We start from the raw sequence: 21,067 nt of genomic DNA, 5'->3' as shown, positions 1-21,067 counted from the left end.
GTGAGCTGGTAGTTGACGCACCGCCGAGAGGTTCGAGAAAGGAAAGTGATGGTCGATATCCCAGAGGGGTACGAAACGCTGCTGGAGCGCCCGCTGTACGGACACCTGGCGACGACGAGGCCCGACGGCAATCCGCAGGTCAATCCGATGTGGTTCGACTGGGACGGCGAGTTGCTGCGCTTCACCCACACGACCAAACGGCAGAAGTACCGCAACATCACCGCCAATCCGAATGTGGCGATGTCGATCAGCGACCCGGACAACCCGTATCGGTACCTGGAGGTGCGGGGCGTTGTCGAGGAGATCGTGCCCGACCCGACCGGCGCCTTCTACCTACAGCTCAACGACCGCTACAGCGGCCCGTTGACGGAGCCGCCTCCGGACAAGGCCGACCGCGTCATCCTCGTCGTGCGCCCGACCGGATACACCAAGCAGTGATCGTCGCCTTCAGCGTCAGCCCAACAGGCGGGGACGAGAGCGTCGGATCGGCCGTGGTAGAGGCGGTACGCGTAGTGCGCGCATCGGGATTGCCCAATGAGACGAACGCGATGTTCACCAACATCGAGGGTGAATGGGACGAGGTGATGGCGGTGGTGAAGCAGGCCGTAGAGGCCGTAGCGGCGGCCTCTGGCCGGGTCAGCTTGGTCCTCAAAGCCGACATCCGGCCGGGTTACACCGGTCAGCTCAGCGCGAAGGTGGAACGCATCGAGCGCGAACTCGGCGCCTAGTCGGCGGCTCGCCTCCGCGAGATTGCAGTTCTTGCGCGGCCCACTCGCACTTCTGCCCAACAAGTGCGATCTCGCGAACCGACGCTGATTCAGGATCGCACTAAGCGGGCGATGGCAGCCGACGCCTCGGCCAGTTTGGCGTCGGCCTCATCGCCACCCTCCGCGACGGCTTGTGTGACGCAATGGCCGAGGTGCTCGTCGAGCAACCCGAGCGCCACCGACTGCAGCGCGCTGTTGACCGCGCTGATCTGAGTCAGCACGTCGATGCAGTACTTGTCCTCGTCGATCATCTTCGCGATGCCGCGGACCTGGCCCTCGATTCGGCGCAGCCGTTTGGCGTAGTTCTCTTTCTGCTGCGAATAACCGTGTGCGGCAGTCATTTCAGCCTCCCAGCATCTGCTTCATCTGGCCGATCTCGGCTTCCTGCGCGGTGACGATGCTCTTGGCCAGGGCCTTGGCATCGACATTGTCGCCGTTGGCGATCTCGGCTTTGGCCATTTCGATCGCGCCCTGATGGTGGCTGATCATCGACTCCAGCCACAGTTTGTCGAATTCCGCGCCATTGCTCGACTTCAGTTTCGTCATCGTCGCCTCGTCGACCATGCCCTGCATGGTGTTGCCGTGCCCCGCATGCCCCGAGTTGTTCTCCGGGTTCTCGTTCCACTGCACGAGGAAGACCTTCATCACTTCGATCTCCGGTTGCTGTGCCGCCGAGATCTGCTTGGCCAACGCGATCAGATCGGCATTGCTCGAACGGTCGGGAACCAGGGCCGCAAGCTCGATGGCCTGCTGGTGATGCGGAATCATGTTGGTGGCAAAGGCCACATCGTCGGGGTTGAAGCCGGCCGGCTGGCCGGTGATGACCGGTTCGTCGGACTTCGGGTGATCGTTGTGCGCATCCGTCTTGGCGCTACTGCACGACGCCAGGAACAGCGCGGCGGCGACCGCGGCCAGCACCGCGAGCAGACGAGTCAACGACGTCACGTGTCCAGGGTACCCCGTGGGGGTATTCATAACGGTTTGGCCTGTCGAAACGCCGACGGCATACTGAGACGCATGCCCTCCCCAGACATGAAGCCCCGCAGCCGCGACGTCACCGACGGACTGGAAAAGGCCGCCGCCCGCGGAATGCTGCGGGCCATCGGGATGGGTGACGAGGACTTCGCCAAGCCGCAGATCGGGGTCGGGTCCTCGTGGAACGAGATCACGCCGTGCAATCTATCGCTGGACCGCCTGGCCAAGGCCGTCAAGGACGGTGTATTCGCCGCGGGCGGCTATCCGATGGAGTTCGGCACGATCTCGGTGTCCGACGGCATCTCGATGGGCCACGAAGGCATGCACTTCTCGCTGGTCTCCCGTGAGGTGATCGCCGACAGCGTCGAGACGGTCATGCAGGCCGAACGCCTCGACGGGTCGGTGCTGCTGGCCGGATGCGACAAGTCGCTGCCCGGCATGCTGATGGCCGCCGCCCGGTTGGACCTGGCTTCGGTGTTCCTGTACGCGGGGTCGATCCTTCCCGGCATCGCCAAGATGTCGGACGGCACCGAGAAGGAAGTGACGATCATCGACGCGTTCGAGGCCGTCGGCGCGTGCTCGCGCGGGCTGATGTCGCGCGAGGACGTCGACGCGATCGAGCGCGCGATCTGCCCCGGCGAAGGTGCCTGCGGCGGCATGTACACCGCCAACACCATGGCGTCGGCGGCCGAAGCGCTCGGCATGTCGCTGCCCGGTTCGGCCGCACCGCCCGCCACCGACCGGCGGCGGGACGGGTTCGCGCGGCGCAGCGGGCAGGCCGTCGTGGAACTGCTGCGCCGCGGCATCACCGCGCGCGACATCCTCACCAAGGAGGCGTTCGAGAACGCGATCGCCGTGGTGATGGCATTCGGTGGCTCGACAAACGCGGTGCTGCATCTGCTGGCCATCGCACACGAGGCGAACGTGAAGCTGACGCTGGAGGACTTCACCCGCGTCGGCAACAAGGTCCCGCACCTGGCGAACGTCAAACCCTTTGGCCAGCACGTGATGACCGACGTCGACCGCATCGGCGGCGTGCCCGTGGTGATGAAGGCACTGCTGGATGCCGGTCTGCTGCACGGTGATTGCCTGACCGTGACCGGCGAGACCATGGCGGCCAACCTCGCCCACATCGCGCCGCCGGACCCCGACGGCAAGGTGTTGCGGGCATTGTCCGACCCGATCCATCCGACCGGCGGCATCACAATCCTGCACGGCTCGTTGGCCCCTGAGGGCGCCGTGGTCAAATCGGCCGGCTTCGACTCTGACGTGTTCGAGGGCACCGCAAGGGTTTTCGAGCGTGAGCGCGCCGCGCTGGATGCCCTCGAGGACGGCACGATCACGGCCGGTGACGTGGTGGTGATCCGATACGAGGGCCCCAAGGGTGGGCCGGGTATGCGCGAAATGCTCGCGATCACAGGCGCGATCAAGGGCGCGGGCCTCGGCAAGGACGTGCTGCTGATGACCGACGGTCGCTTCTCCGGTGGCACAACCGGATTGTGCGTCGGGCACATCGCGCCGGAGGCCGTCGACGGCGGGCCGATCGCGTTCCTGCAGGACGGCGACCGCATTCGCCTCGACGTCGCCAACGGCACGCTGGACGTACTCGTCGATCCAACCGAATTCGATTCGCGCAAGGCAGGTTTCGAGCCGCTGCCGCCGCGCTACACCACCGGTGTGCTGGCGAAGTACACCAAGCTGGTGGGGTCCGCGGCGGGCGGCGCGGTCTGCGGCTAGTGCAGCGCTTTCGCCAACAGCGGCGGCAGCTGCTCGGCGACGTATGGCAGCGACAGCGGTGAGCAGAACGCGATCGCACCTGCCTGCGCCTTGGTGGTGAACACATTGCGGTTCTCGCGGGTGGCACGCAGATTCGCAATACCCGGAATGGCAAGCAGCGCATCGATATCGGCCTGGCTCTCCGTCTTCCAGATCAACACGTCGGCCTCGTCCAGCGGTGCCGGATCGTTGGGATCCAGATACGCCCGGTCGTCGCCTCTGCCGTAAGCGGCGATGCCCTCGGGTATCACGAAACCCATCTGGGTGAGGAACTCGGTCTTCCAACTCGGGATCGCCGCGATCACGCTGTTCTGCCAGTACGTGTCGCCGGAGAGCAGGAACACTTTCTTGCCGGCGAATTGCGGATACTTGGCTGCGACGGCCGCGAACCGCGCGTCGACTCCAGCAATCACCGATCGCATCCTGTCCGCCTGGAACACCGCCTGGCCGATCGTGTCCGCTTGCAGCTTCCACGGTTCGAAGAACGGTTCGTCTCCTGATTGCGGGATGGTCGGGGCGATGGCCGAGAGTTGTTGGTATGTATCGTCGTTCACGCCCGCGTTGGTCGCGACGATCAAGTCCGGCTTCAGTGCGGCGATCTGGTCGACCTGGATCCCGTCATAAATGCTGAGCACCGTCGGGCGGGCCCCGCCGAGTTTGGCTTGCGCCCACGGCCATACCGCGAACGGTTCGTTGCCGAACCACTCGGTCGTGGCGATCGGCACCACACCGGCGGCCAACAGGTCGTCCTGTTCGGTAAAGCCGGCGCTGACGACGCGTTTGGGCGGCGCGGGGACGACTGTCTGCCCGAACGCGTGAGTGATGGTCACCGGTCCGGGGTTGGGCGCCGCCGTCGCCGCGCCAGCGGCACGGCCTGCAGCGATCGCCAATCCCGCCGCCCCGGTCATCCCGAGGAAACTTCTCCTACTCCAGTGCGGATGCATCGCGCCAGCGTAGGTCGCGCGCAGCCGGATTTCAGGCAAATTAACTTATCTGTCAAAAGTGCCCGGCGGCTGCACCGGAGTCAGGGATATCGGCACCATGTGCGTGCCTGGCCCTTCACCGGGGCAGCCGGCCCCGTCGATGACCAGCGTCCGCTCGCCGAAGAAACTGCCGTCGGGGTTCGGGATCCAATAGTCCGAGCGTTGCGCCGTGACGGCGCTGCCGGGGTCGTTGCGGTCGCAGAAGTAGGGATACTCACCGCTGGTTTCCCAGCGGTCGTTGTTCCATCGGTATTCGTACTCCACGGGAGCGCCGGGGTTGCGGGCATGGTCGTCCCTGTTGTCCATGCGCGCGACGCAACCGTTGGCGTCGCATTGGGTGGTGAACGGGACCGGCACGGTTATCGGATTCATCGGCGTCGGCATGCCGTTGAACGTCTGCTGCGAGAAGTCGATGAACAAGTCGTAGTGCCCGTACAGCGGCGGTGGCTCAGCTCGATCCGCGTGAGCGACCGGCGACCCGAGCAGCGCGGCACATGCAGCAAGGACGCCTATCTGCAGAGGGCTTGGCATGTCACTGGATTAACACACCCAGGTGCTCACTCGTCGCCGAATCGGTCATACACCGCGCGCTGCCGTTACTACAGCTGCTTGACGATCGCCACCGCGAAGCCGTCCCAGCCCTTTGTGCCGACCGTCTGAATCGCCGCCGCATCCAGCCGAGGGTTGGCCCCCATCATGTCGAGCATGTCGCGAACGGCAAGGGCCTGTAGGTCGTCGGGCGCGGGGTCAAGAACGCGGCCGAAGCGAGCGATGTTGTCCACCACGATGATTGAGCCCGGCACCCCAAGTTTGATCGCCCACTCGACATAGGCGAGGTTGTTCTCCTTGTCGGCGTCGATGAAGATCAGATCGAATGTTTCGCCTCGACCCTCCAACGTCGGCAGGGTGTCCAGCGCTGCGCCGACGATGACCTCCACCCGGTCGTCGACGTCGGCCCGCGCGAGATTCTGCCGCGCCACCTCGGCGTGCTTGCGTTCGAATTCCAGTGTGACGACGCGGCCGCCGGGTCCGACGGCGCGCGCCAACTGGATGGTGCTGTAACCGGCGAGAGTGCCGATCTCGAGCACCCGCGTAGCGCGCGTCGCCGTCGCCAACAGGAACAGCAGCTTGCCGTGTTGGGCGGACACCTCGATGGCAGGCATGCCTGCGGCGCTGCCCGCTTCGCGCGCCGCTCGCAGTGCGTCGTCTTCGGTCTTCAGCACGCGGTTGAACAGCTCATCGAGCGCCTTGGGATCCGGGTCAGTCACTCGACAAACGCTACCGCACACCTTCTTTGGCGTATACGACACGCAACACGTGGGCGACCTCCGGACCCATCACCGCCTCGGCGAGTTCGCAGAACGTCGCGACGAACTCCGGCCCGTGCGGCGGCTCGGCGTCGCTGAGGTGATGGGCGATCTCGTGCAACACCACCAACTCGCGCAGCGCCCAGGTCGAGCGGCGGTCGGGCACCGCGATGGTGGCGTCGTCGCCGACACGCTCGTAGTGCGCGGCGGTGGTCCCCCGGCGCGCCCGCACAGTCAGCGGGCGATTCGCGCCGACATGGGCCAACACGTCGTCGACATACCGTTGCACCGCGGCGGCCGACCCGAAGCGTCCCTCAGGTGGAAGCGTCAGCTGCGCGCCGAAGAACTCGACGACACGATTGCCGCGTTCGGCCGCACGATCGAACAGCGTGCGCACGAATTCCTCAGCGGCATAGACCTTTGCGCGCTGTGTGTCGCGTGGCGTCACGTCTCCAATGCCGAGCGGGCGCCTGCCAGCTCCGGGCTGTGGCCGAGCCGGGCCCGCTTGCCCGCGCGATCACCGGCGCGCCGGGCAGCCGACGAGTAGCCCGCCGTCGCGCTGGTGGCCCGCCATGTGCCACGCGCCTGCGACGTCTCGCGGTAGAAGTCCTTCAGTTCGATATCCTTGTCGCGCAACGCAATAGCGGTCCCGGGCTGGCTGTCACGGCCCTTGGTGGCCTCGCGCTGCGCCTGCTCACGCGCCTCCACCAGTCGCTTTCCGATGCGGGCGCCGAAGGCCAGTTGGAAGTTGAGTCGCGCAGTGATCGTCGGCGTCGGCCGGTGCGCTCCCGACGAGATGTAGGCCTCCGACGCCCTGACCATCTGCATCACCAGGCTGGCGTACAGCGCGTGAGTGGCATCGATGTCCTCGGCGAAGCCGTACGCATAGACGAACGTCGAGTTCGACGCGACGTCACACTTCACGTCGTTGGCGTGGGCGATCACGGTGAACAACTGCACATACGTGCGTAATCCGCGGGTGCCCGGATTGCCGATCGTGATCGTGCGCTGCACGGGCGTCTGCGCCTTCGTGCGCTTGTCGGAATGGGCGCGGGCGACCGCCAGGTCGATCGACGTCGCCGTGGCCAACCGCTGTGCGGCGGCCATGAATGCGTCGGCCTCGTGCTGGTTATCGGTCCCCTCGGCCTGGCGGAGCAGCGCGGCGATGCGCGCCAGCATCTTGTCGTCAGTCACGCTTCGAGACTAAAGCTACTTTCCGACAAACACGTCGAGCGCCGTGACCACCTGTGGAGAAAGCGGACCCGCCTTGGTGAGGTTCGCGATGCTGTCGCTGGGGTCGTCGCGTAGCACATGGTTGACGCCCTGCAATTGCACGACGGTGAGCGCGGTGTGCTTGAGCGCGTCGATCAGCGGTTGCTCGGTGTCGCACTTGGCCTGGCTGTCGGTGTCCGAGCACGTCAACAGGACGGGAGTGCCTGCGGGCACCTTCGCCGCCTCCGCGATCGGATCGATCTTGTCGGTCTCGACGACGGCCCGCACATTGCCGGGGTTGACGATGGCGCCCAGCCCTTCGGGCAGTTTGTCGGACACCGTGCCCTTGGTCCGCACCTCGTTGACCGCGGCCAGCCACGTCGCCAGCGTCTGGGCGCTGGCATCGCCGCGCACCCGGTTGGTGATGATGTCCAGGTATCGGCCGGGCAGCGGCTGAAACAGGCCAAGCGAGTGGATCTTTGGCGCCCCTGGAGTGGTGTCGGTGGCCAGCGCCATCGCATGGATGGTGCCCTCACCGAGGCCATACACCGAGATGCGGCCCTTGTCGGTACCCGACTGGTCGGCGAGGTAGCGCACCGCCGCCTGGGCGCCCGCGGTGTAGACGGCGCTGACGACGTCGTTGGGGCGGCCCTTGTAGGGGCCCAGACCGGTCTTGCCGGTGCCGACCTTGTCGTAGCGCAGGCTGGCGACGCCGAGCGACGACAGTTGTTCGGCCAGTTGGCGCATGTTGCCGATCGGGCCGACGACGGCGTTGTCCCCGTTGCGGTCCGTCGGTCCGCTTTCGGAGATCAGCAACGCCGCAGGCGCCGGCCCGCCGCCTTGCTGGTGACGGTAGGTGCCGTGCACGGTGAGGCCGTCGGCCACCTGGAAAGTGACGTCGTCATCGACCCAGGGATGGTCGTCCGACGAGCAGCCGGCGAGAGCGAGCACCAGCGAAACAGCAAGAGCAACAATGCCTTTCAAAGGCGGACCTCGATCCATGACGAGACGTCGTCGAGCACCACGGCGCGTTCGGGCTCATTGAACACCTCGTGGTACAGCTCGGGGTAGACCTTCAGGTGCACATCAGCCGAACCTACGCATTCGACCAGGTGCCTACTGCCGTCGACCGGGATCAGCTTGTCCTGCTCGCCGTGCACGACAAGCAGTGGCGCAGTGATCGCACCCGCGCGCTGGGGCATGGTCTCGCCGACGCCGATCAGCGCCCTGGCAATGCCTGCGGGCAGCTTGCCGTGGTGGACCATCGGGTCGGCGTTGTAGGCGGCCACCACCTCGGGGTCACGGGACACCGCGTCGGTGGGCAGTTGTTCGACGGGCAGGCCCGGCAGGATCTTGCCGAGCAGCTTGGCCACGACGACCATCACCGGCGACACGCCCTCCTGCGCGTCCACCGCGGGTCCCGACAGCACCATCGCCGAGTAGTCCTCGGGATGCTCGACGCCGTACGCGAACACGATGCCGCCGCCCATGCTGTGGCCCAACACGATGCGCTTCAAGCCAGGGTGATCGGCGGCCGCGATGCCGACCAGGGTGTGGAAGTCGTCGGTGTATTCGGAGATGTCGCGCAGGAACACGCGCTTGCCACCGGAGCGGCCGTGGCCTCGATGGTCCAGCGCATAGGTGACGAGGCCGGATTCGCCGAACCGTTGCGCGACATGGTCGTAGCGGCGGGCGTGCTCGGCGTAGCCGTGGGCGAGGACGACGACGCCGCGCGGCTCGGTGTCCGGGGCCCACACGTCGTAGACGATGCGCACGCCGCCGACCCCGTCGAAGCTGCGTTCCTTGCGCGTAGTGGCCATCAGGGGAGAGTAGCGAGTGCATGTCGGTGGGTCTGCGTAAGCTTCCCAAGGTGACCGTCCTCGCCCACGAAACCGATGACGAGTTCCTACTCAAGGCCGAGCCTCACCGGCGCGAACTGCTGGCGCACTGCTACCGGATGACCGGTTCGCTGCACGACGCGGAAGACCTGGTTCAGGAGACGTACCTGCGGGCATGGAAGGCCTACGGCGGGTTCAAGGGCCAGTCGTCGTTGCGGACATGGCTCTACCGGATCGCCACCAACACCTGCCTGACCGCACTGGACTCACGGCAGCGACGCGCGTTGCCCAGCGGGTTGGGCCAGCCGAGTTCGGATGCACACGGCGAGCTCAACGAACGGGCCGAGGTGCCGTGGCTGGAACCGTTGCCCGACGAGTCCGCTGATCCCTCGAACCTCGTCGGCTCACGCGAGTCGGTGCGGTTGGCGTTCGTGGCGGCGCTGCAGCATCTGTCGCCGCGCCAGCGGGCCGTCCTGGTGCTGCGCGACGTGCTGCAGTGGAAGGCCGCCGAGGTGGCTGAGGCCATCGGGACGTCGACAGCCGCGATCAACAGCCTTTTGCAGCGGGCGCGGGCGCAGCTCGAGGCGGTCGGCCCCAGCGAGGACGACAAGCTGGCCGAACCCGATTCGCCGGAGACCAAGGATCTGCTCGACCGCTACATCGCCGCGTTCGAGAACTATGACGTCAACGAGCTCGTGAAGATGTTCACCGACGACGCGATATGGGAGATGCCTCCGTTCGACGGCTGGTATCAGGGGCCCGAGCAGATCGTCACGCTCACCCGGGACCATTGCCCAGCCGAGGGCCCGGGCGACATGCGCTTCCTGCGGACCACGGCCAACGGCCAACCGGCTGCGGCGCTGTACATGCTCAATCGGGAGACGAGCAAGCACGAGGCGTTCCAATTGCACGTGCTCGACGTCAAACCCGGTGGCGTCTCGCACGTGGTGGCGTTCATGGACGTCGCGCTGTTCGAGAAGTTCGGCTTACCGGCGCACCTGTAGGCGCGAGTGGCCACTTATGCCACGCCATCGCTCAAAATCCGTGCAATAACTGGCCACTGGGCGCCCGCTGCCTCGAGCGCTGCGCACACCCTCGCGACAATCACGTGGGACCGCCATCGCAACAACTCGTCGTTGGCGCGCACCATCCGCCACCCGCGACAGTCGAGGTCGGCGTACTTTTCGATGTCGCGGGTGCGACGCCGCGGGTCTGTCCAGTGCTGAGGCCCGTCGTACTCGACACCGACTTTGAACTCAGCCCATCCCATATCGATGCGCCATCGGCCGACGACAATCTGGGTCGTCGGTCGCGGAAGTCCCGCATCGATGAGCACGAGCCGTGTTCGAGTTTCCTGCGGCGATTCGGCGCCGCAGTCCATCAGGTCGACCACTTCACGTAGCTGCACCAACCCGCGCACCCCGCGGTGTCGCTCGATCAGCGGGTGAACATCAATTGACTGCAAACGGACCGCGTTGGCCAACGCATCCACCGCGATAAGCGCTTGCAGGCGACGGTCGCGACGGCCGAGATCGAAGGCCGTCCTGGCGGGTGTTGTCGCTTGAATACCCCTAACCACGCAAATCTCGTCAACTGCCAATTCGTCTCGATGGATGACGATTCCGCCGGCCGGCTTGCCGTTGCGGCGATACAACTCAGCCGGCCGCTGCGGATCGATCCACTTCGCCCCATGCAGGCCAGCGGCAGAGAAACCTGCGGCAGTGGCTTGCCGACCAGACCAAAGCCATGCCGCGACGGCTCGCGTTTCCGGTGTCAGCGGCACACCCTTTGCGATGTACACGTCCCTGTGCACTGAGTCGTACCGGCTGCGCAGCGTTCGCCTTGTCACTGTGCTGAGCGCCAGCGCTTCGGTGCCGAGAAACGGCGTCGCCTCTGCCATGCGAGTTAGGACGAAGGCCGCGCCTGAACGGCTCCACGTAGTTCGAGTGGCCAGTTATGACACGCAAAACCATCCAAGACGTGCGCTAAGTGGCCACTCGCGGGACGACTCCATCTAGCGTGGTATCACCGCAGCTTAGGGGGCAAGTTGACACGTGTTTTGTAACGTGTTCTATGATCGCGATTCATGAAGACCAAAGGGGCTCTGCTTTGGGAGCTCAACTCCCCGTTCCGCGTCGACGAGATCGAGATCGGCGACCCCGTCGCCGATGAGGTGCAGATCCGCATGCACGCCGCAGGCATGTGCCACTCGGACTATCACCTCACCACCGGCGCCACCCCGATCGGCCTTCCCGCCCTCGGCGGCCACGAGGGCGCAGGAGTTGTGACCAAGGTCGGCAGCAACGTAAAGGGCATCGAAGAGGGCGACCACGTCATCCTCGCCTTCATCCCGGCATGCGGGGAGTGTCCGCCGTGCCTGAAGGGTTATCGCTCGCTGTGCGACCGCGGCGCCGTGCTGCTCGGCGGCAAGGCCATCGCCGACGGCACCAGCCGCGTGCACGCAGGCACCACCGAGGTGTCGCCGATGAACCTGCTCGGCACGTTCGCCCCGTACATGACCGTGCACAAGGACTCCGTCGTCAAGATCGACAAGGACATCCCGTTCGAGACCGCCGCCATCATGGGTTGCGCGGTGCCGACGGGCTTCGGTTCGGCCACCAACGTCGCCCAGGTGCAACCCGGTGAGACCGTCGCGATCGTCGGCGTCGGCGGCATCGGCATGAGCGCGCTGCAGGGCGCCGTCATCTCCGGCGCAAAGACCGTCATCGCCATCGACCCGAACGAATGGAAGCGCGACCAGGCCATCAAGTTCGGCGCCACCCACGTCTACCCGTCGATGGCCGAGGCCATCGGACCGATGATCGACGTCACCCACGGCCTGATGGCCGACAAGACGATCATCGCCGTCGGCGAGATGAAGGGCGAGTACCTCGAAGAGGCGATGATCCTCACGGCCAAGACCGGCACCTGCGTGGTGACCGGCATGGGCTCGATGATGGACGTCGACGTGAAGCTCAACCTCTTCCTGTTCACCATGCTGCAGAAGACGTTGAAGGGCAACATCTTCGGTGGCGGGAGCTCGCACATCGAGACGCCGAAGCTCGTCGGCCTCTACAAGTCGGGTCAGCTGAAGATCGACGAGATGGTCACCACGACTTATTCGTTGGAGAACATCAACGACGGTTATCAGGACATGCTGGACGGCAAGAACATTCGCGGCGTCATCAAGTTCAGCGAAGCCGACTGGTAACCAGTTCGATCACCGCGCCGAACGAACGCAGCTGCGCGGGGCTCAAACCGTCGAACACGACGGAGCGCACCAGTTCGACGTGTCCGGGAGCGGCGGCATCCAATGCTGCCCGGCCGGCAGAGGTGAGTTCTACGGTCGCACCGCGCCGGTCGTCGCCGCTGCCATGGCGATCCACCAGGTCGCGGCCGCGCATCCGCCGCAGCTGATGTGACAGCCTGCTCTGCTCCCACCCGAGCACCTCGCCGAGCTCGTTGATGCGCTGCGGCCCCCGCTCGGACAGCGCCACCAGCACGTCGTAGTCAGCCAGCGACAGCTCACAGTCCTGTTGCAGCTGGCGGTGCATGGCAGTCTGCAGTCGGCTCGCCATCTCCAGGTACCCTCGCCACACCTTCTGCTGCTCTTCGGTCAGCCACATGGAATACATGACACATCATCTATGTTGTCGGAGTCAACGCCACCCACCTAGGCTGGCCAAGACACCAGGAGTGATGCCATGACCGCACCCACTGTCGACATCAGGCGCGCCGACGATCGCCTGGCGACCAAGATCGACTGGCTGGACTCCAAGCATTCCTTCTCGTTCGGAAGTCATTACGCTCCCGACAACACCCACCACGGACTGCTGCTGGTCAACAACGACGACATCGTCAAGCCCGGCACAGGTTTTGATACCCATCCCCACCGCGACATGGAGATCGTGACGTGGGTGCTGCGCGGCTCGCTGGTGCACCAGGACTCGACCGGACACTCCGGGGTGATCTATCCCGGCCTGGCCCAGCGCATGTCGGCAGGCCGCGGCATCCTGCACTCGGAGAAGAACGACTCGTGGCGGCTGACCGGATCCGAAACCCATGATGAGCCAGTGCATTTCGTGCAGATGTGGGTGGTGCCCGACGAGTCCGGTATCACGCCGGGCTATCAACAGCTCGAGATCGACGACGAGTTGCTGCGCGGCGGCCTGGTGACCATCGCGTCGGGTATGCCCGAACACAGCGACGACGCCGCGATCACGATCCGCAACCGTTACGCCGCGCTACATGGCGCACGTCTGCAGGCGGGCCAATCGGTCGAGCTGCCCGAGGCGCCATACCTGCACCTGTTCGTCCCCCGCGGTGAGGTGACGCTGGAGGGCGCCGGGCTGCTGCACGAGGGCGACGCGGTTCGGTTCACCGGATCGGGCGGCCAGCGCGTCACCGCTTCAGCACCCGCAGAGATTCTGGTCTGGGAGATGCATGCGGGTTTGGCTGCGGCGTAAGCGAATTGGGGCCACGCTGGTCGGGGTGGCGCTGATCGCGGCATGTGCATCTGAGCCTGCGCCGCAAGGCGGCCCAACAGTGTCGGCGACGCCCACCGCGGCGGGCCTGGTTCCGGTGACCGTGCAGGTCGCGCCGGACCTGGCCCAAGCCCCGTTCGACCAACCGCGCCAGGCACTGGTGCCCGCCGGCTGGACCCTGTCGGTATGGGCGCGCGTCCCCAACGCCCGGATGGCCGCGTTCGCGCCGGACGGCAGCCTGCTGGTGTCGGTGCCGAGCCGCGGCCAGATAGTCAGGCTTCAATCCGGCCGCGACTCCGTGCTGCTCGACGGGCTCGACCAACCTCACGGCCTCGCATTCGCGGGAAACACGCTGTACGTCGCCGAGAGCGATCAGATCGACACCTACGACTACGCCAGCGGCACAACGAGCGACCGTCGGACCATCGCCGACGACCTACCCGATGCCAAGAGCCCCGACCTGGGTGGCGCATATGCGCATGCGCTGAAGAGCGTCGCGATCGGACAGGACGGCGCGGTGTATTTCTCCATCGGCTCGACCGGCAACGTCACCGCCGACGACCGCACCGCCAACCCGCCGCGCGCCACCATCATGCGGATCCCGCCCGGGGGCGGCCCAGCTCAAGCGTTTTCGACCGGCGTTCGCAACGGGACCGGTCTGGCGATCGGGCCGGACGGTTCGGTGTGGACAGCGGTCAACAACCGCGACAACGTCGCCGACCCGCACACCGGCGAGGCCACCGCCGATTACGTCAGCGCCCATCCACCCGAAGCCGTGGCACGGCTGACACAAGGGCGCGAATTGGGTTGGCCCTACTGCAATCCCGACGGCGGGCCAGCCAACCTGTCGTTCATTCGCGACGTGCAGACCAACGCCGACGGCAGCAGGCTGGACTGTGCGGCACTGCCGCCTGTCGAGCAAAGCCTCGGCGCGCACGCCGCGCCGCTCGGGATGAGCTTTACCGGGAACACGCTGCCCGCCCCTTACGCCTCCGGCGCGCTGGTCGGCGTGCACGGATCATGGAACCGTCAGCCGCCGTACCCGCCAGAGGTGGTGTTCTTCCCTTGGGCCAACGGCACTCTCGGTAATGCGCAGACGCTAGTCGGCGGTTTTCAGTCCGATGACGGAACGCGATGGGGCCGCCCCGTCTCAGCCGTAACCGGCCCGGACGGAGCGGCCTACATCACCGACGACTATGCGAACGCCGTGTATCGGTTGGCGCCGCCTGGTCGCTAGCGCGCTGGGGTGCCCGTGCCTCGCCGCCCGGTGACAGCCAGGTAGACCGCGATCAAGACGATTGCCACGACCACGCCGACGAGGAACGGAATGACCGCCCATCCGCCATTGGAGTTGGAGTAGCCAACCTGATAGGTCACCCAGGAGCCGATCAGGGACCCGAGGACGCCGAGCACGATGGTCATCAGAATGCCGATGTTCTGCTTGCCCGGCATGACGAGGCGCGCCAACGCGCCGACAATCAATCCGACGACGACCGCGCTGATAATTGTGCCGATCATTTTGTGCTCCTCAAGTTGAAAGTCCGACCACCGCCCGGTTACCCGTTCCAGCGAATTTCACTCCGGACAGCTAAGGGTGCGATCCACCCGAGCCCCAACCGATACCGAGCTGTTATCAAAGTTGACTGTGTGTCGGCTGTGATTAATGTGGTTTTGTTTCCGGTGATTCAGCAAAGGGGCGACCGTGCCGATTTCACGCGCAATGCGGCGGCGATTCGCGGCGTGCGCCGCGACGCTGTCGGTGTGCGCCGCCCTGGCGACGACGGCCACCCCGCTCGCCCACGCCGCTGACGGCCGCGAGTTGCTTGCGGGTGCGATCGCCAACACCCGAGGCTCCTACCTGGTCTACAACTTCGGCGGCGGTGCACCCGCCCCGATGCTCAATGCCGCAGGCAACTGGTACGAGATGAGCAACGGCGGCCACCTGATGATCATCAAGTCCGCCGCACAACGGCTGGCGCCGCGCCTGCTCGTCGATTCGCATTCCGGCTATCAAGCCCGCTGCGAACGCGATCCGCGGGCGCGCACGGGCGAAGGCCTCTGGCAGGCCTCCGAGGTGTACACGCCGCTGCAGGCCTGGCAAGCGCTCGGTCAGCCGACGATCGCGATCAACGCGAACTTTTTCGACGTGCGCGGCCAGAAGGGCGGTTCGTGGAAGTCCACCGGATGCAGTTCTCCGTTGGGCGCCTACGTCGACAACACTCACGGGCAGGGCCGCGCCAACACGGCGGTGACGGGCACCATCGCCTACGCCGGTAAACAAGGACTGTCGGGCGGTGGGGAAAGCTGGAGCGCGCTGTCGACGATGATCCTGCCCGTCAGCGGCGCACCCTATGTCGTATCACCCAGTGGCCCACAGGATTACGACGCAGCCACGCCGACCATCCAAGGTCTGGTCGACAAGGGCACACGGTTCGTCGCGGTGAGCGGCATCGGGCTGCTGACACCCGGTGACACCGGACAGCTCAACGACGGCGGCCCCAGCGCGGCCCGCACCGCACTGGCGTACTCGAAGAGCAAGGACGAGATGTACGTCTTCCAGGGCGGCAGCTACACACCGGACCAGATCCAGGATCTGTTTCGCGGGCTCGGCAGCGACTCCGCGATCCTGCTCGACGGCGGCGGCTCCTCGGCGATCGTGCTGCGCCGCGACACCGGCGGCATGTGGGCCGGAGCCGGTGTGCCCGACGGCAATTGTGACACCCGCCAGGTGTTGTGTGACTCTCGCGAACGCGCACTGCCCAGCTGGTTGGCGTTCAACTAGCCGCCGGTCACCTTCTTCGTCAGCCCGCCGAGGGCGCCGGTCAAGCCACCCGTGACGCCGCCGACGGTTCCTGCGACACCGCCGGTGACGCCACCGACCGTGCCTGCCACCCCGCCGGTGACACCGCCGACGGTGTTCGTCACGCCGCCGACGACGCTGCCGACCGGGTTGCTCGGCTTTGGCGACGCGGACGGGCCTGCCGGCTTCACCGTCCCGGTCGACGTCGTTGAACCGGCGGACGGAGTCTTTGTTGTGGTCGTCGACTTCGTTGTCGTTTCTTCTTCTGGTTCTTCGGCGGCAGTCTCGTCTGCTGCCTCGGTCGCGGGTGGCGCGGCCGCTGGCGCCTGCGGCGCCGTTGTCGAGAGCGTGACCGTGTTGGCGTCAGCCGAGGGCAGTGCATTGGCGGCGACCGGCGCAACCTGTTGCGATATCAGGCCGGGCAGGCCATTGAGGAGGTCACCGAGGCCGCCGAGTGGGCCGAGCACTCCGGTCAGCAGCTTGAGCAGTCCGGTGATCGCGTTCGGTGTTCCCGGCGTCGGATGTCCGCTGAAGAACTCCTTCTGGAATCCGTTGACCAATGAGTGGATGACGTCACCGGGTACCCGTCCCCAATTGATGTCGGGGAACGACATGAACGGCGTTGGCACGCCTGCTTCGTCGAGCGTCCTGGTGTAGGTGCCGTCCGGGTTTCGGACGACGTCGGTGTAGCCGAGATTGACCAGGCTGGTCATCGCCGGGGCCAGCGCGTTGGCGAACATGCCGAACGGGTTCATGTTGCCGAACGCGCCAAGAGTCATCAGGTTGGTCAAATCCGCTCCGAGGTAAAGCGGTTCGAGTAGCGGCAGGCTGTTCGTCGGAAGCGTGAGATAGAGGTTGAGTGCCAGCGGGTCGTTGAGGTCGAGGGTGCGTCCCAGGGCTGCCTGAATCTGAGCCAACAGCTGGGGCGACACGTTCGACGTGTCGATGCCACGCAGCAGGTAGGTGGGCAGCATCGCGCCCATCACCGAGTTCGCCATCGAGAAGGGGTTGGGCCACGCCGCGAAGTCGGACATGATGTCGTACTCGACCGTCGCGTCCACCTTGACCGGGATCAGGTTCGCACCGCCAAGCGACAGCCCGGTGTTCAGAATCGGGATGCCACCGCTGCTTTGCACCTCGGTGTCCGGTGTGACGGTGTCGATCCCGAACAACCCCGCGATCGGGAAGAAGCGGGCGAACAGACCGCCGTTGGCGCGACCGGGGTTGCGCAACAGGATCATTGGCAACACCGTGAAGCTGCCCAGCAGCGGGTCGGTGGCCTTCGTCGGCGATTTCGCGCCGCCCGGTTGGTAGGGCAGCTGATCGACAACCTGCTGATAGGCGGAGCCCGCCGCGAACGCGCCGAGCCCGAACCCGACCACGATCGGCACGCGCACCTTGGCCGCGTCGATGTCGACGGGCAGGTTGTTGACGATGTGCTTCAGCGCCGAAAGCAGGTCCCCCACTGGGACGTTCACGGGCAGGTCGACAGGAAGCCCGATCGGCAACCCCAGCGGGTTGGCGATGATGTTGCCGAGCGGTAGGTCGACGTTGCCTTCGAGACGGTCGATCAGTGTGCTGACCAAACCCTTGAGCCCGATGTCCAGATAGGTCGTGCTGTTGATCGCGTTGGCAACCGAATTCGGAAATCCTGGAACCCAGCCCAGGTCCAGTCCCAGCATCTTCAACAACGTGAAGGGGGGACCGGTGGTGATCAACTTGACGCCGGGAAGGTTCAGATTCGACAGGTTGAGCGGGTCGCTGAGATCAAGGCCGAGCAGTCCGAGCAGATTGATCAGCGTCGTGTTGCCGCTGGCGTCGGTGATACCGAGCGTCGAAAGAGCCGACAGCAGAACAGGAGTCAGGATCGGGCCCGCACTGTCCAACAGCACGCCACCGAGGTTGATCGGAATCGCGCCGAGCACACCCTCCAATAGCGACGGCGGGATCTTCATCAGCAGGCTCGGAAGATCAAGGCCAGCAGACTTGGCCAACGCGGCAAGGTTGAGGTGTCCCACGAGCGCGCGCAGCAGCATGTCGCCGACCTGCTGCGCGAAGTCGTAGCCCGCGGTGCCCAGGCCGCCGGTCAGATCCGGAATCTGATTGGGATCCGTGAAAGGCCGGAACGCCGCTGCCAGGTCGACGTCGGAGTTGACGACCACCGGCGCGGGCGCCGGCTTGGGCGGGGGCGGGGCGGCACCGATGGTCAGCGCACTGGCCGTAGCGGTGGCCACGGTGACGACCGCGACCTTTGTCAGCTGACTCCCGGACCTGCGGTGCTTGCGTGACATCGTCGACCCCCTTGTTCCATTACGGGTCAGGCGGCGGGTTTGGAGGCAGTGCTCGACGCTCCGCCGGCGCCGCCGCCCGTGGAGTCCTTTTCGGTATCCGACTTGGTGTTCGTCGAAGTGGTCGAAGTGGTGGTCTTCTTCGGCGCCAGGCTCTTCAGGACACCCGCGACACCGGTTGCGACTTCGTGCGTCACGCCACCAACGGCACCGGCGACCACGTGACCGGCTCCGCCAACAACGTCGCCGACCGGGTTCCTGGGTGACGTCGGCTTAGGCGTCGTCGTGCTCGGCGGCTTCGGCGACGTCGTCGACTCGTCCGGATCGGTTGTTGTCGGAGTCGTCTCGTCGGTTGCGGTTTCGGTTTCGTCGGCGGCGTGCTTCGGCGTCGTCCCCGTGTCCTCTGGAGCGGCGGCATCGGCCGCCGCGGCATGCTTGCCGGTCGACACATCGGCATCCGGGTTGGCCGACAGGGTGACCATCTTCGCGTCCGCCGAGGGCAACGCGTTGGCCGCGACCGGCGAAACTTGTTGGCTCACAAGCTGAGTCAGGTTCAGGCCGCCCAGTATGTCGCCGAGGCCGCCGAGCGGGTCGAGGACGCCGGTGAGCAGCTTGAGTAGCCCGGTGATCGCGTTGGGCGTGCCCGGCGTCGGGTTGCCGCTGAGGAACTCCTTCTGGAAGCCCTTGACCAACGAGGTGATGATGTCGCCGGGCACCAAGCCCCAGTTGACATCCGGGAACGACAGGAACGGCGTTGGCACGCCAGCCTCGTCGAGCGTCCTGGTGTAGGTGCCGTCCGGATTGCGCACCACGTCGGTGTAGCCGAGATTGGTCAGGCTGGTCAGCGCGGGTGCAAGTGCGTTCGCCAGCCGTTCGAACGGATTCGGCAGTGCGCCGAAAGTCGCCAGGTTCATCACATCGGCGGCGAGGTACAGCGGCTCGAGCAGGGGCAGGCTGTTCGTCGCCAACGTCAGGTACAGGTTCAACGAAAGGGGTTCGTTGAGATCGGTCGTCCGCTGCAGTGCGGCCTGAATCTGTTCCAGCAGTTGGGGAGTCAGGTTCGACGTGTCGATCCCCCGCAGCAGGTAGGTCGGCAGGACCGCCCCCATCAGAGAGTTCGCGATCGAGAACGGGTTGGGCCATGCCGCGAAGTCGGAGAGGATGTCGTACTGGACCGTGCCATCGATCTTGATGGGCACCAGGTTGGCGCCGCCGAGCGCGAGCCCGGTGTTGAGGATCGGGATACCGCCGCTGTGCGTCACCTCGGTCTCGGGTGTCACGGTATCGATGCCGAACAAGCCGGCCAGCGGGAACATCCGGGCGAACAACCCACCGTTTGCGCGACCGGGGTTGCGCAGCAACACCATTGGCAGCACGGTGAAGCTACCCAGCAGCGGATCGGTGCCGGCGTAATTCACTCCGCCGGGCTGATTCGGCAAGTCGGCGAGCACCTTGTCGTACGCGGCGCCCGCTGCGAACGCCCCGAGGCCGAATCCGACCACGACCGGAATGCGGACCTGGGCGACGTCGACGTCGACCGGCAGGGTGTTGACGAGCACCTTCAAGCCGGTCAGTACCGGATCGAGGACGGGGACATTGGGCTCGAGCTTGCCGATCACGGTGTTGAGCAGACCCTTGAGGCCGACGTCGAGGTAGGTCGTGTTGTTGATGGCGCTCGCCACCGAATTCGGCAGTCCCGGAACCCATCCCAAGTCGAGGCCAAGCAGCTTGAGCAGCGTGAACGGCGGCCCGGCGGTGATGAGCTTGACACCGGGCAGATCGAGGTTGGCCAGGTTGAGGGGGTCGCTGAGGTCGAGTCCGAGCAGATCAAGCAGTTTGATCAGGGTGGTGTTGCCGTTGTCGGTGACGCCGATCAGATCGAGCGCCTGGATCAACAGCGACCCGGTCACCGGACCGAGCGCGTCGCCCAGCACACCGGTGAGGTTGATTGGGATCGCACCGAGCACGCCGGACAACAACGACGTCGGTATCTCCTGAAGCAGGCTGGGCAGATCCAAGCCGGCCGCCTTCGCCAGGGCGCTCAGGTTGACATGGTCGACGATGGCCCGCAGCAGTAGATCGGCAGCGGTCTGGGAAAAGTCGTACGCCGCGGTTCCCAGGCCGAACGTCAGGTCCGGAATCTGACCGGGATCGGTGAACGGCCGGAACGCCGCGGCCAGGTCGACATCTTTGTGGACGATGACGGGTTCGGGCGCCGGCTTCGGTGGAGGCGGTGCCGCGCCGACTGTGAGGGCGGTTGCGGTGGCGGTCGCGACCGAAACGACCGCGATTTTCTTGGTGCGACTCTCGGACTTGCGATGCTTGCCCGACATCCTCGAACCGCCCTTCATTCGTCACTCTCAGGTTTTTCTAAGGGCACCGTAACATCGCAGATCGCTCGTGGACCTAAATTGCTGCAGAATCTTCACGAGCGTCACGCGGAACTGCGCCGCAAATTTGCACTGACGTCTCAGTCAATAACTGTCGCTATCATATTCGCTGGCCAGCGGGCAACTTTGTTACTGGCCGGTTCGTTTACCGCAACCGCGAATGTTAACAACGGAAAAAGTTGCTAGACCGGCGTGATGGTTGCTGGGATGCGATTGCTCCGGCCGCCCGGCCTGGTTCGGGACTGCG

22 protein-coding genes are annotated in these 21,067 nt (G+C 65.6%); 8 read left to right on the top strand and 14 right to left on the bottom strand.

The window, feature by feature from the left end:
- Positions 1-48: 48 nt before the first annotated feature.
- Complete coding sequence (locus GGC64_RS24625; RefSeq protein ID WP_192725097.1) at positions 49-438, top strand: PPOX class F420-dependent oxidoreductase; 390 nt, start codon at positions 49-51, stop codon at positions 436-438.
- Complete coding sequence (locus GGC64_RS24620; RefSeq protein WP_192725096.1) at positions 435-728, top strand: thiamine-binding protein; 294 nt, start codon at positions 435-437, stop codon at positions 726-728. The genes GGC64_RS24625 and GGC64_RS24620 overlap by 4 nt, the downstream gene beginning before the upstream one ends.
- Positions 729-817: 89 nt before the next feature.
- On the opposite strand, the gene GGC64_RS24615 is transcribed toward GGC64_RS24620, so the two are convergent.
- Positions 818-1,108, bottom strand: coding sequence for a metal-sensitive transcriptional regulator (locus GGC64_RS24615; RefSeq protein WP_015304169.1), 291 nt, complete (start codon positions 1,106-1,108; stop codon positions 818-820).
- A gap of 1 nt (position 1,109) precedes the next feature.
- Positions 1,110-1,742 (bottom strand): DUF305 domain-containing protein, encoded by a 633-nt coding sequence (locus GGC64_RS24610; RefSeq protein WP_192725095.1) that lies wholly within the window; start codon positions 1,740-1,742, stop codon positions 1,110-1,112.
- 42 nt (positions 1,743-1,784) lie between these two features.
- Here GGC64_RS24610 and ilvD point away from each other — a divergent pair, with 42 nt between their 5' ends.
- Positions 1,785-3,479 carry a dihydroxy-acid dehydratase gene (gene ilvD / locus GGC64_RS24605; protein WP_192725094.1) on the top strand — a complete coding sequence of 565 codons (1,695 nt, stop codon included), beginning with the start codon at positions 1,785-1,787 and terminating at the stop codon, positions 3,477-3,479.
- On the opposite strand, the gene GGC64_RS24600 is transcribed toward ilvD, so the two are convergent.
- The 7 genes from GGC64_RS24600 to GGC64_RS24570 all read right to left on the bottom strand — a co-directional run bounded on the left by GGC64_RS24600 (position 3,476) and on the right by GGC64_RS24570 (position 8,840).
- The gene (locus GGC64_RS24600; protein WP_192725093.1) at positions 3,476-4,462 is read right to left on the bottom strand and encodes an ABC transporter substrate-binding protein; all 987 of its coding nucleotides are present in this window, start codon (positions 4,460-4,462) and stop codon (positions 3,476-3,478) included. The genes ilvD and GGC64_RS24600 overlap by 4 nt on opposite strands.
- A 45-nt stretch (positions 4,463-4,507) precedes the next feature.
- Positions 4,508-5,032, bottom strand: coding sequence for a hypothetical protein (locus GGC64_RS24595; protein WP_192725092.1), 525 nt, complete (start codon positions 5,030-5,032; stop codon positions 4,508-4,510).
- A 68-nt stretch (positions 5,033-5,100) separates the two neighbouring features.
- Positions 5,101-5,769 carry an O-methyltransferase gene (locus GGC64_RS24590; RefSeq protein ID WP_192725091.1) on the bottom strand — a complete coding sequence of 223 codons (669 nt, stop codon included), beginning with the start codon at positions 5,767-5,769 and terminating at the stop codon, positions 5,101-5,103.
- Positions 5,770-5,779: 10 nt separating this feature from the next.
- On the bottom strand, positions 5,780-6,256 hold the full coding sequence (locus GGC64_RS24585) for a TIGR04338 family metallohydrolase (protein ID WP_192725090.1): 477 nt from the start codon (positions 6,254-6,256) through the stop codon (positions 5,780-5,782).
- Positions 6,253-7,002 carry a DUF2786 domain-containing protein gene (locus tag GGC64_RS24580; RefSeq protein WP_192725089.1) on the bottom strand — a complete coding sequence of 250 codons (750 nt, stop codon included), beginning with the start codon at positions 7,000-7,002 and terminating at the stop codon, positions 6,253-6,255. Before GGC64_RS24580 ends, GGC64_RS24585 begins: the two co-directional genes overlap by 4 nt.
- Before the next feature lie 15 nt (positions 7,003-7,017).
- Complete coding sequence (locus GGC64_RS24575) at positions 7,018-8,022, bottom strand: hypothetical protein (protein WP_192725088.1); 1,005 nt, start codon at positions 8,020-8,022, stop codon at positions 7,018-7,020.
- Positions 8,001-8,840 (bottom strand): alpha/beta hydrolase, encoded by an 840-nt coding sequence (locus GGC64_RS24570; protein WP_192725087.1) that lies wholly within the window; start codon positions 8,838-8,840, stop codon positions 8,001-8,003. Before GGC64_RS24570 ends, GGC64_RS24575 begins: the two co-directional genes overlap by 22 nt.
- A 20-nt stretch (positions 8,841-8,860) precedes the next feature.
- On the opposite strand from GGC64_RS24570, the gene GGC64_RS24565 reads away from it, so the two are divergent.
- Complete coding sequence (locus GGC64_RS24565; RefSeq protein ID WP_192725086.1) at positions 8,861-9,862, top strand: sigma-70 family RNA polymerase sigma factor; 1,002 nt, start codon at positions 8,861-8,863, stop codon at positions 9,860-9,862.
- A 14-nt stretch (positions 9,863-9,876) separates the two neighbouring features.
- On the opposite strand, the gene GGC64_RS24560 is transcribed toward GGC64_RS24565, so the two are convergent.
- Positions 9,877-10,758, bottom strand: coding sequence for a DUF559 domain-containing protein (locus tag GGC64_RS24560; protein WP_192725085.1), 882 nt, complete (start codon positions 10,756-10,758; stop codon positions 9,877-9,879).
- Between the two features lie 186 nt (positions 10,759-10,944).
- Here GGC64_RS24560 and GGC64_RS24555 point away from each other — a divergent pair, with 186 nt between their 5' ends.
- Positions 10,945-12,069 carry an NDMA-dependent alcohol dehydrogenase gene (locus GGC64_RS24555; protein WP_192725084.1) on the top strand — a complete coding sequence of 375 codons (1,125 nt, stop codon included), beginning with the start codon at positions 10,945-10,947 and terminating at the stop codon, positions 12,067-12,069.
- Here the strand turns inward: GGC64_RS24555 and GGC64_RS24550 are convergent.
- Positions 12,050-12,493 carry a MarR family winged helix-turn-helix transcriptional regulator gene (locus GGC64_RS24550; protein ID WP_192725083.1) on the bottom strand — a complete coding sequence of 148 codons (444 nt, stop codon included), beginning with the start codon at positions 12,491-12,493 and terminating at the stop codon, positions 12,050-12,052. The two genes, GGC64_RS24555 and GGC64_RS24550, sit on opposite strands and share 20 nt — an antisense overlap.
- Before the next feature lie 69 nt (positions 12,494-12,562).
- Here GGC64_RS24550 and GGC64_RS24545 point away from each other — a divergent pair, with 69 nt between their 5' ends.
- The gene (locus GGC64_RS24545) at positions 12,563-13,324 is read left to right on the top strand and encodes a pirin-like bicupin family protein (protein ID WP_192725082.1); all 762 of its coding nucleotides are present in this window, start codon (positions 12,563-12,565) and stop codon (positions 13,322-13,324) included.
- Positions 13,302-14,579 (top strand): sorbosone dehydrogenase family protein, encoded by a 1,278-nt coding sequence (locus GGC64_RS24540; protein ID WP_192725081.1) that lies wholly within the window; start codon positions 13,302-13,304, stop codon positions 14,577-14,579. The genes GGC64_RS24545 and GGC64_RS24540 overlap by 23 nt, the downstream gene beginning before the upstream one ends.
- Here the strand turns inward: GGC64_RS24540 and GGC64_RS24535 are convergent.
- Entirely contained in the window at positions 14,576-14,860 is a 285-nt protein-coding gene (locus GGC64_RS24535; RefSeq protein ID WP_192725080.1) for a GlsB/YeaQ/YmgE family stress response membrane protein, read from the bottom strand. The two genes, GGC64_RS24540 and GGC64_RS24535, sit on opposite strands and share 4 nt — an antisense overlap.
- A 202-nt stretch (positions 14,861-15,062) precedes the next feature.
- Here GGC64_RS24535 and GGC64_RS24530 point away from each other — a divergent pair, with 202 nt between their 5' ends.
- Positions 15,063-16,124, top strand: a complete 1,062-nt coding sequence (locus GGC64_RS24530) for a phosphodiester glycosidase family protein (RefSeq protein WP_192725275.1) — start codon at positions 15,063-15,065, stop codon at positions 16,122-16,124.
- On the opposite strand, the gene GGC64_RS24525 is transcribed toward GGC64_RS24530, so the two are convergent.
- Positions 16,121-18,433, bottom strand: a complete 2,313-nt coding sequence (locus tag GGC64_RS24525) for a PE-PPE domain-containing protein (RefSeq protein ID WP_192725079.1) — start codon at positions 18,431-18,433, stop codon at positions 16,121-16,123. The two genes, GGC64_RS24530 and GGC64_RS24525, sit on opposite strands and share 4 nt — an antisense overlap.
- Before the next feature lie 26 nt (positions 18,434-18,459).
- Positions 18,460-20,763 (bottom strand): ATPase, encoded by a 2,304-nt coding sequence (locus GGC64_RS24520; protein ID WP_192725078.1) that lies wholly within the window; start codon positions 20,761-20,763, stop codon positions 18,460-18,462.
- Positions 20,764-21,067: the final 304 nt, after the last annotated feature.

The organism is Mycobacterium sp. OAS707 (assembly GCF_014873705.1).
GTDB lineage: Bacteria > Actinomycetota > Actinomycetes > Mycobacteriales > Mycobacteriaceae > Mycobacterium.
This window is presented reverse-complemented; position numbering and strand designations above follow the sequence as displayed.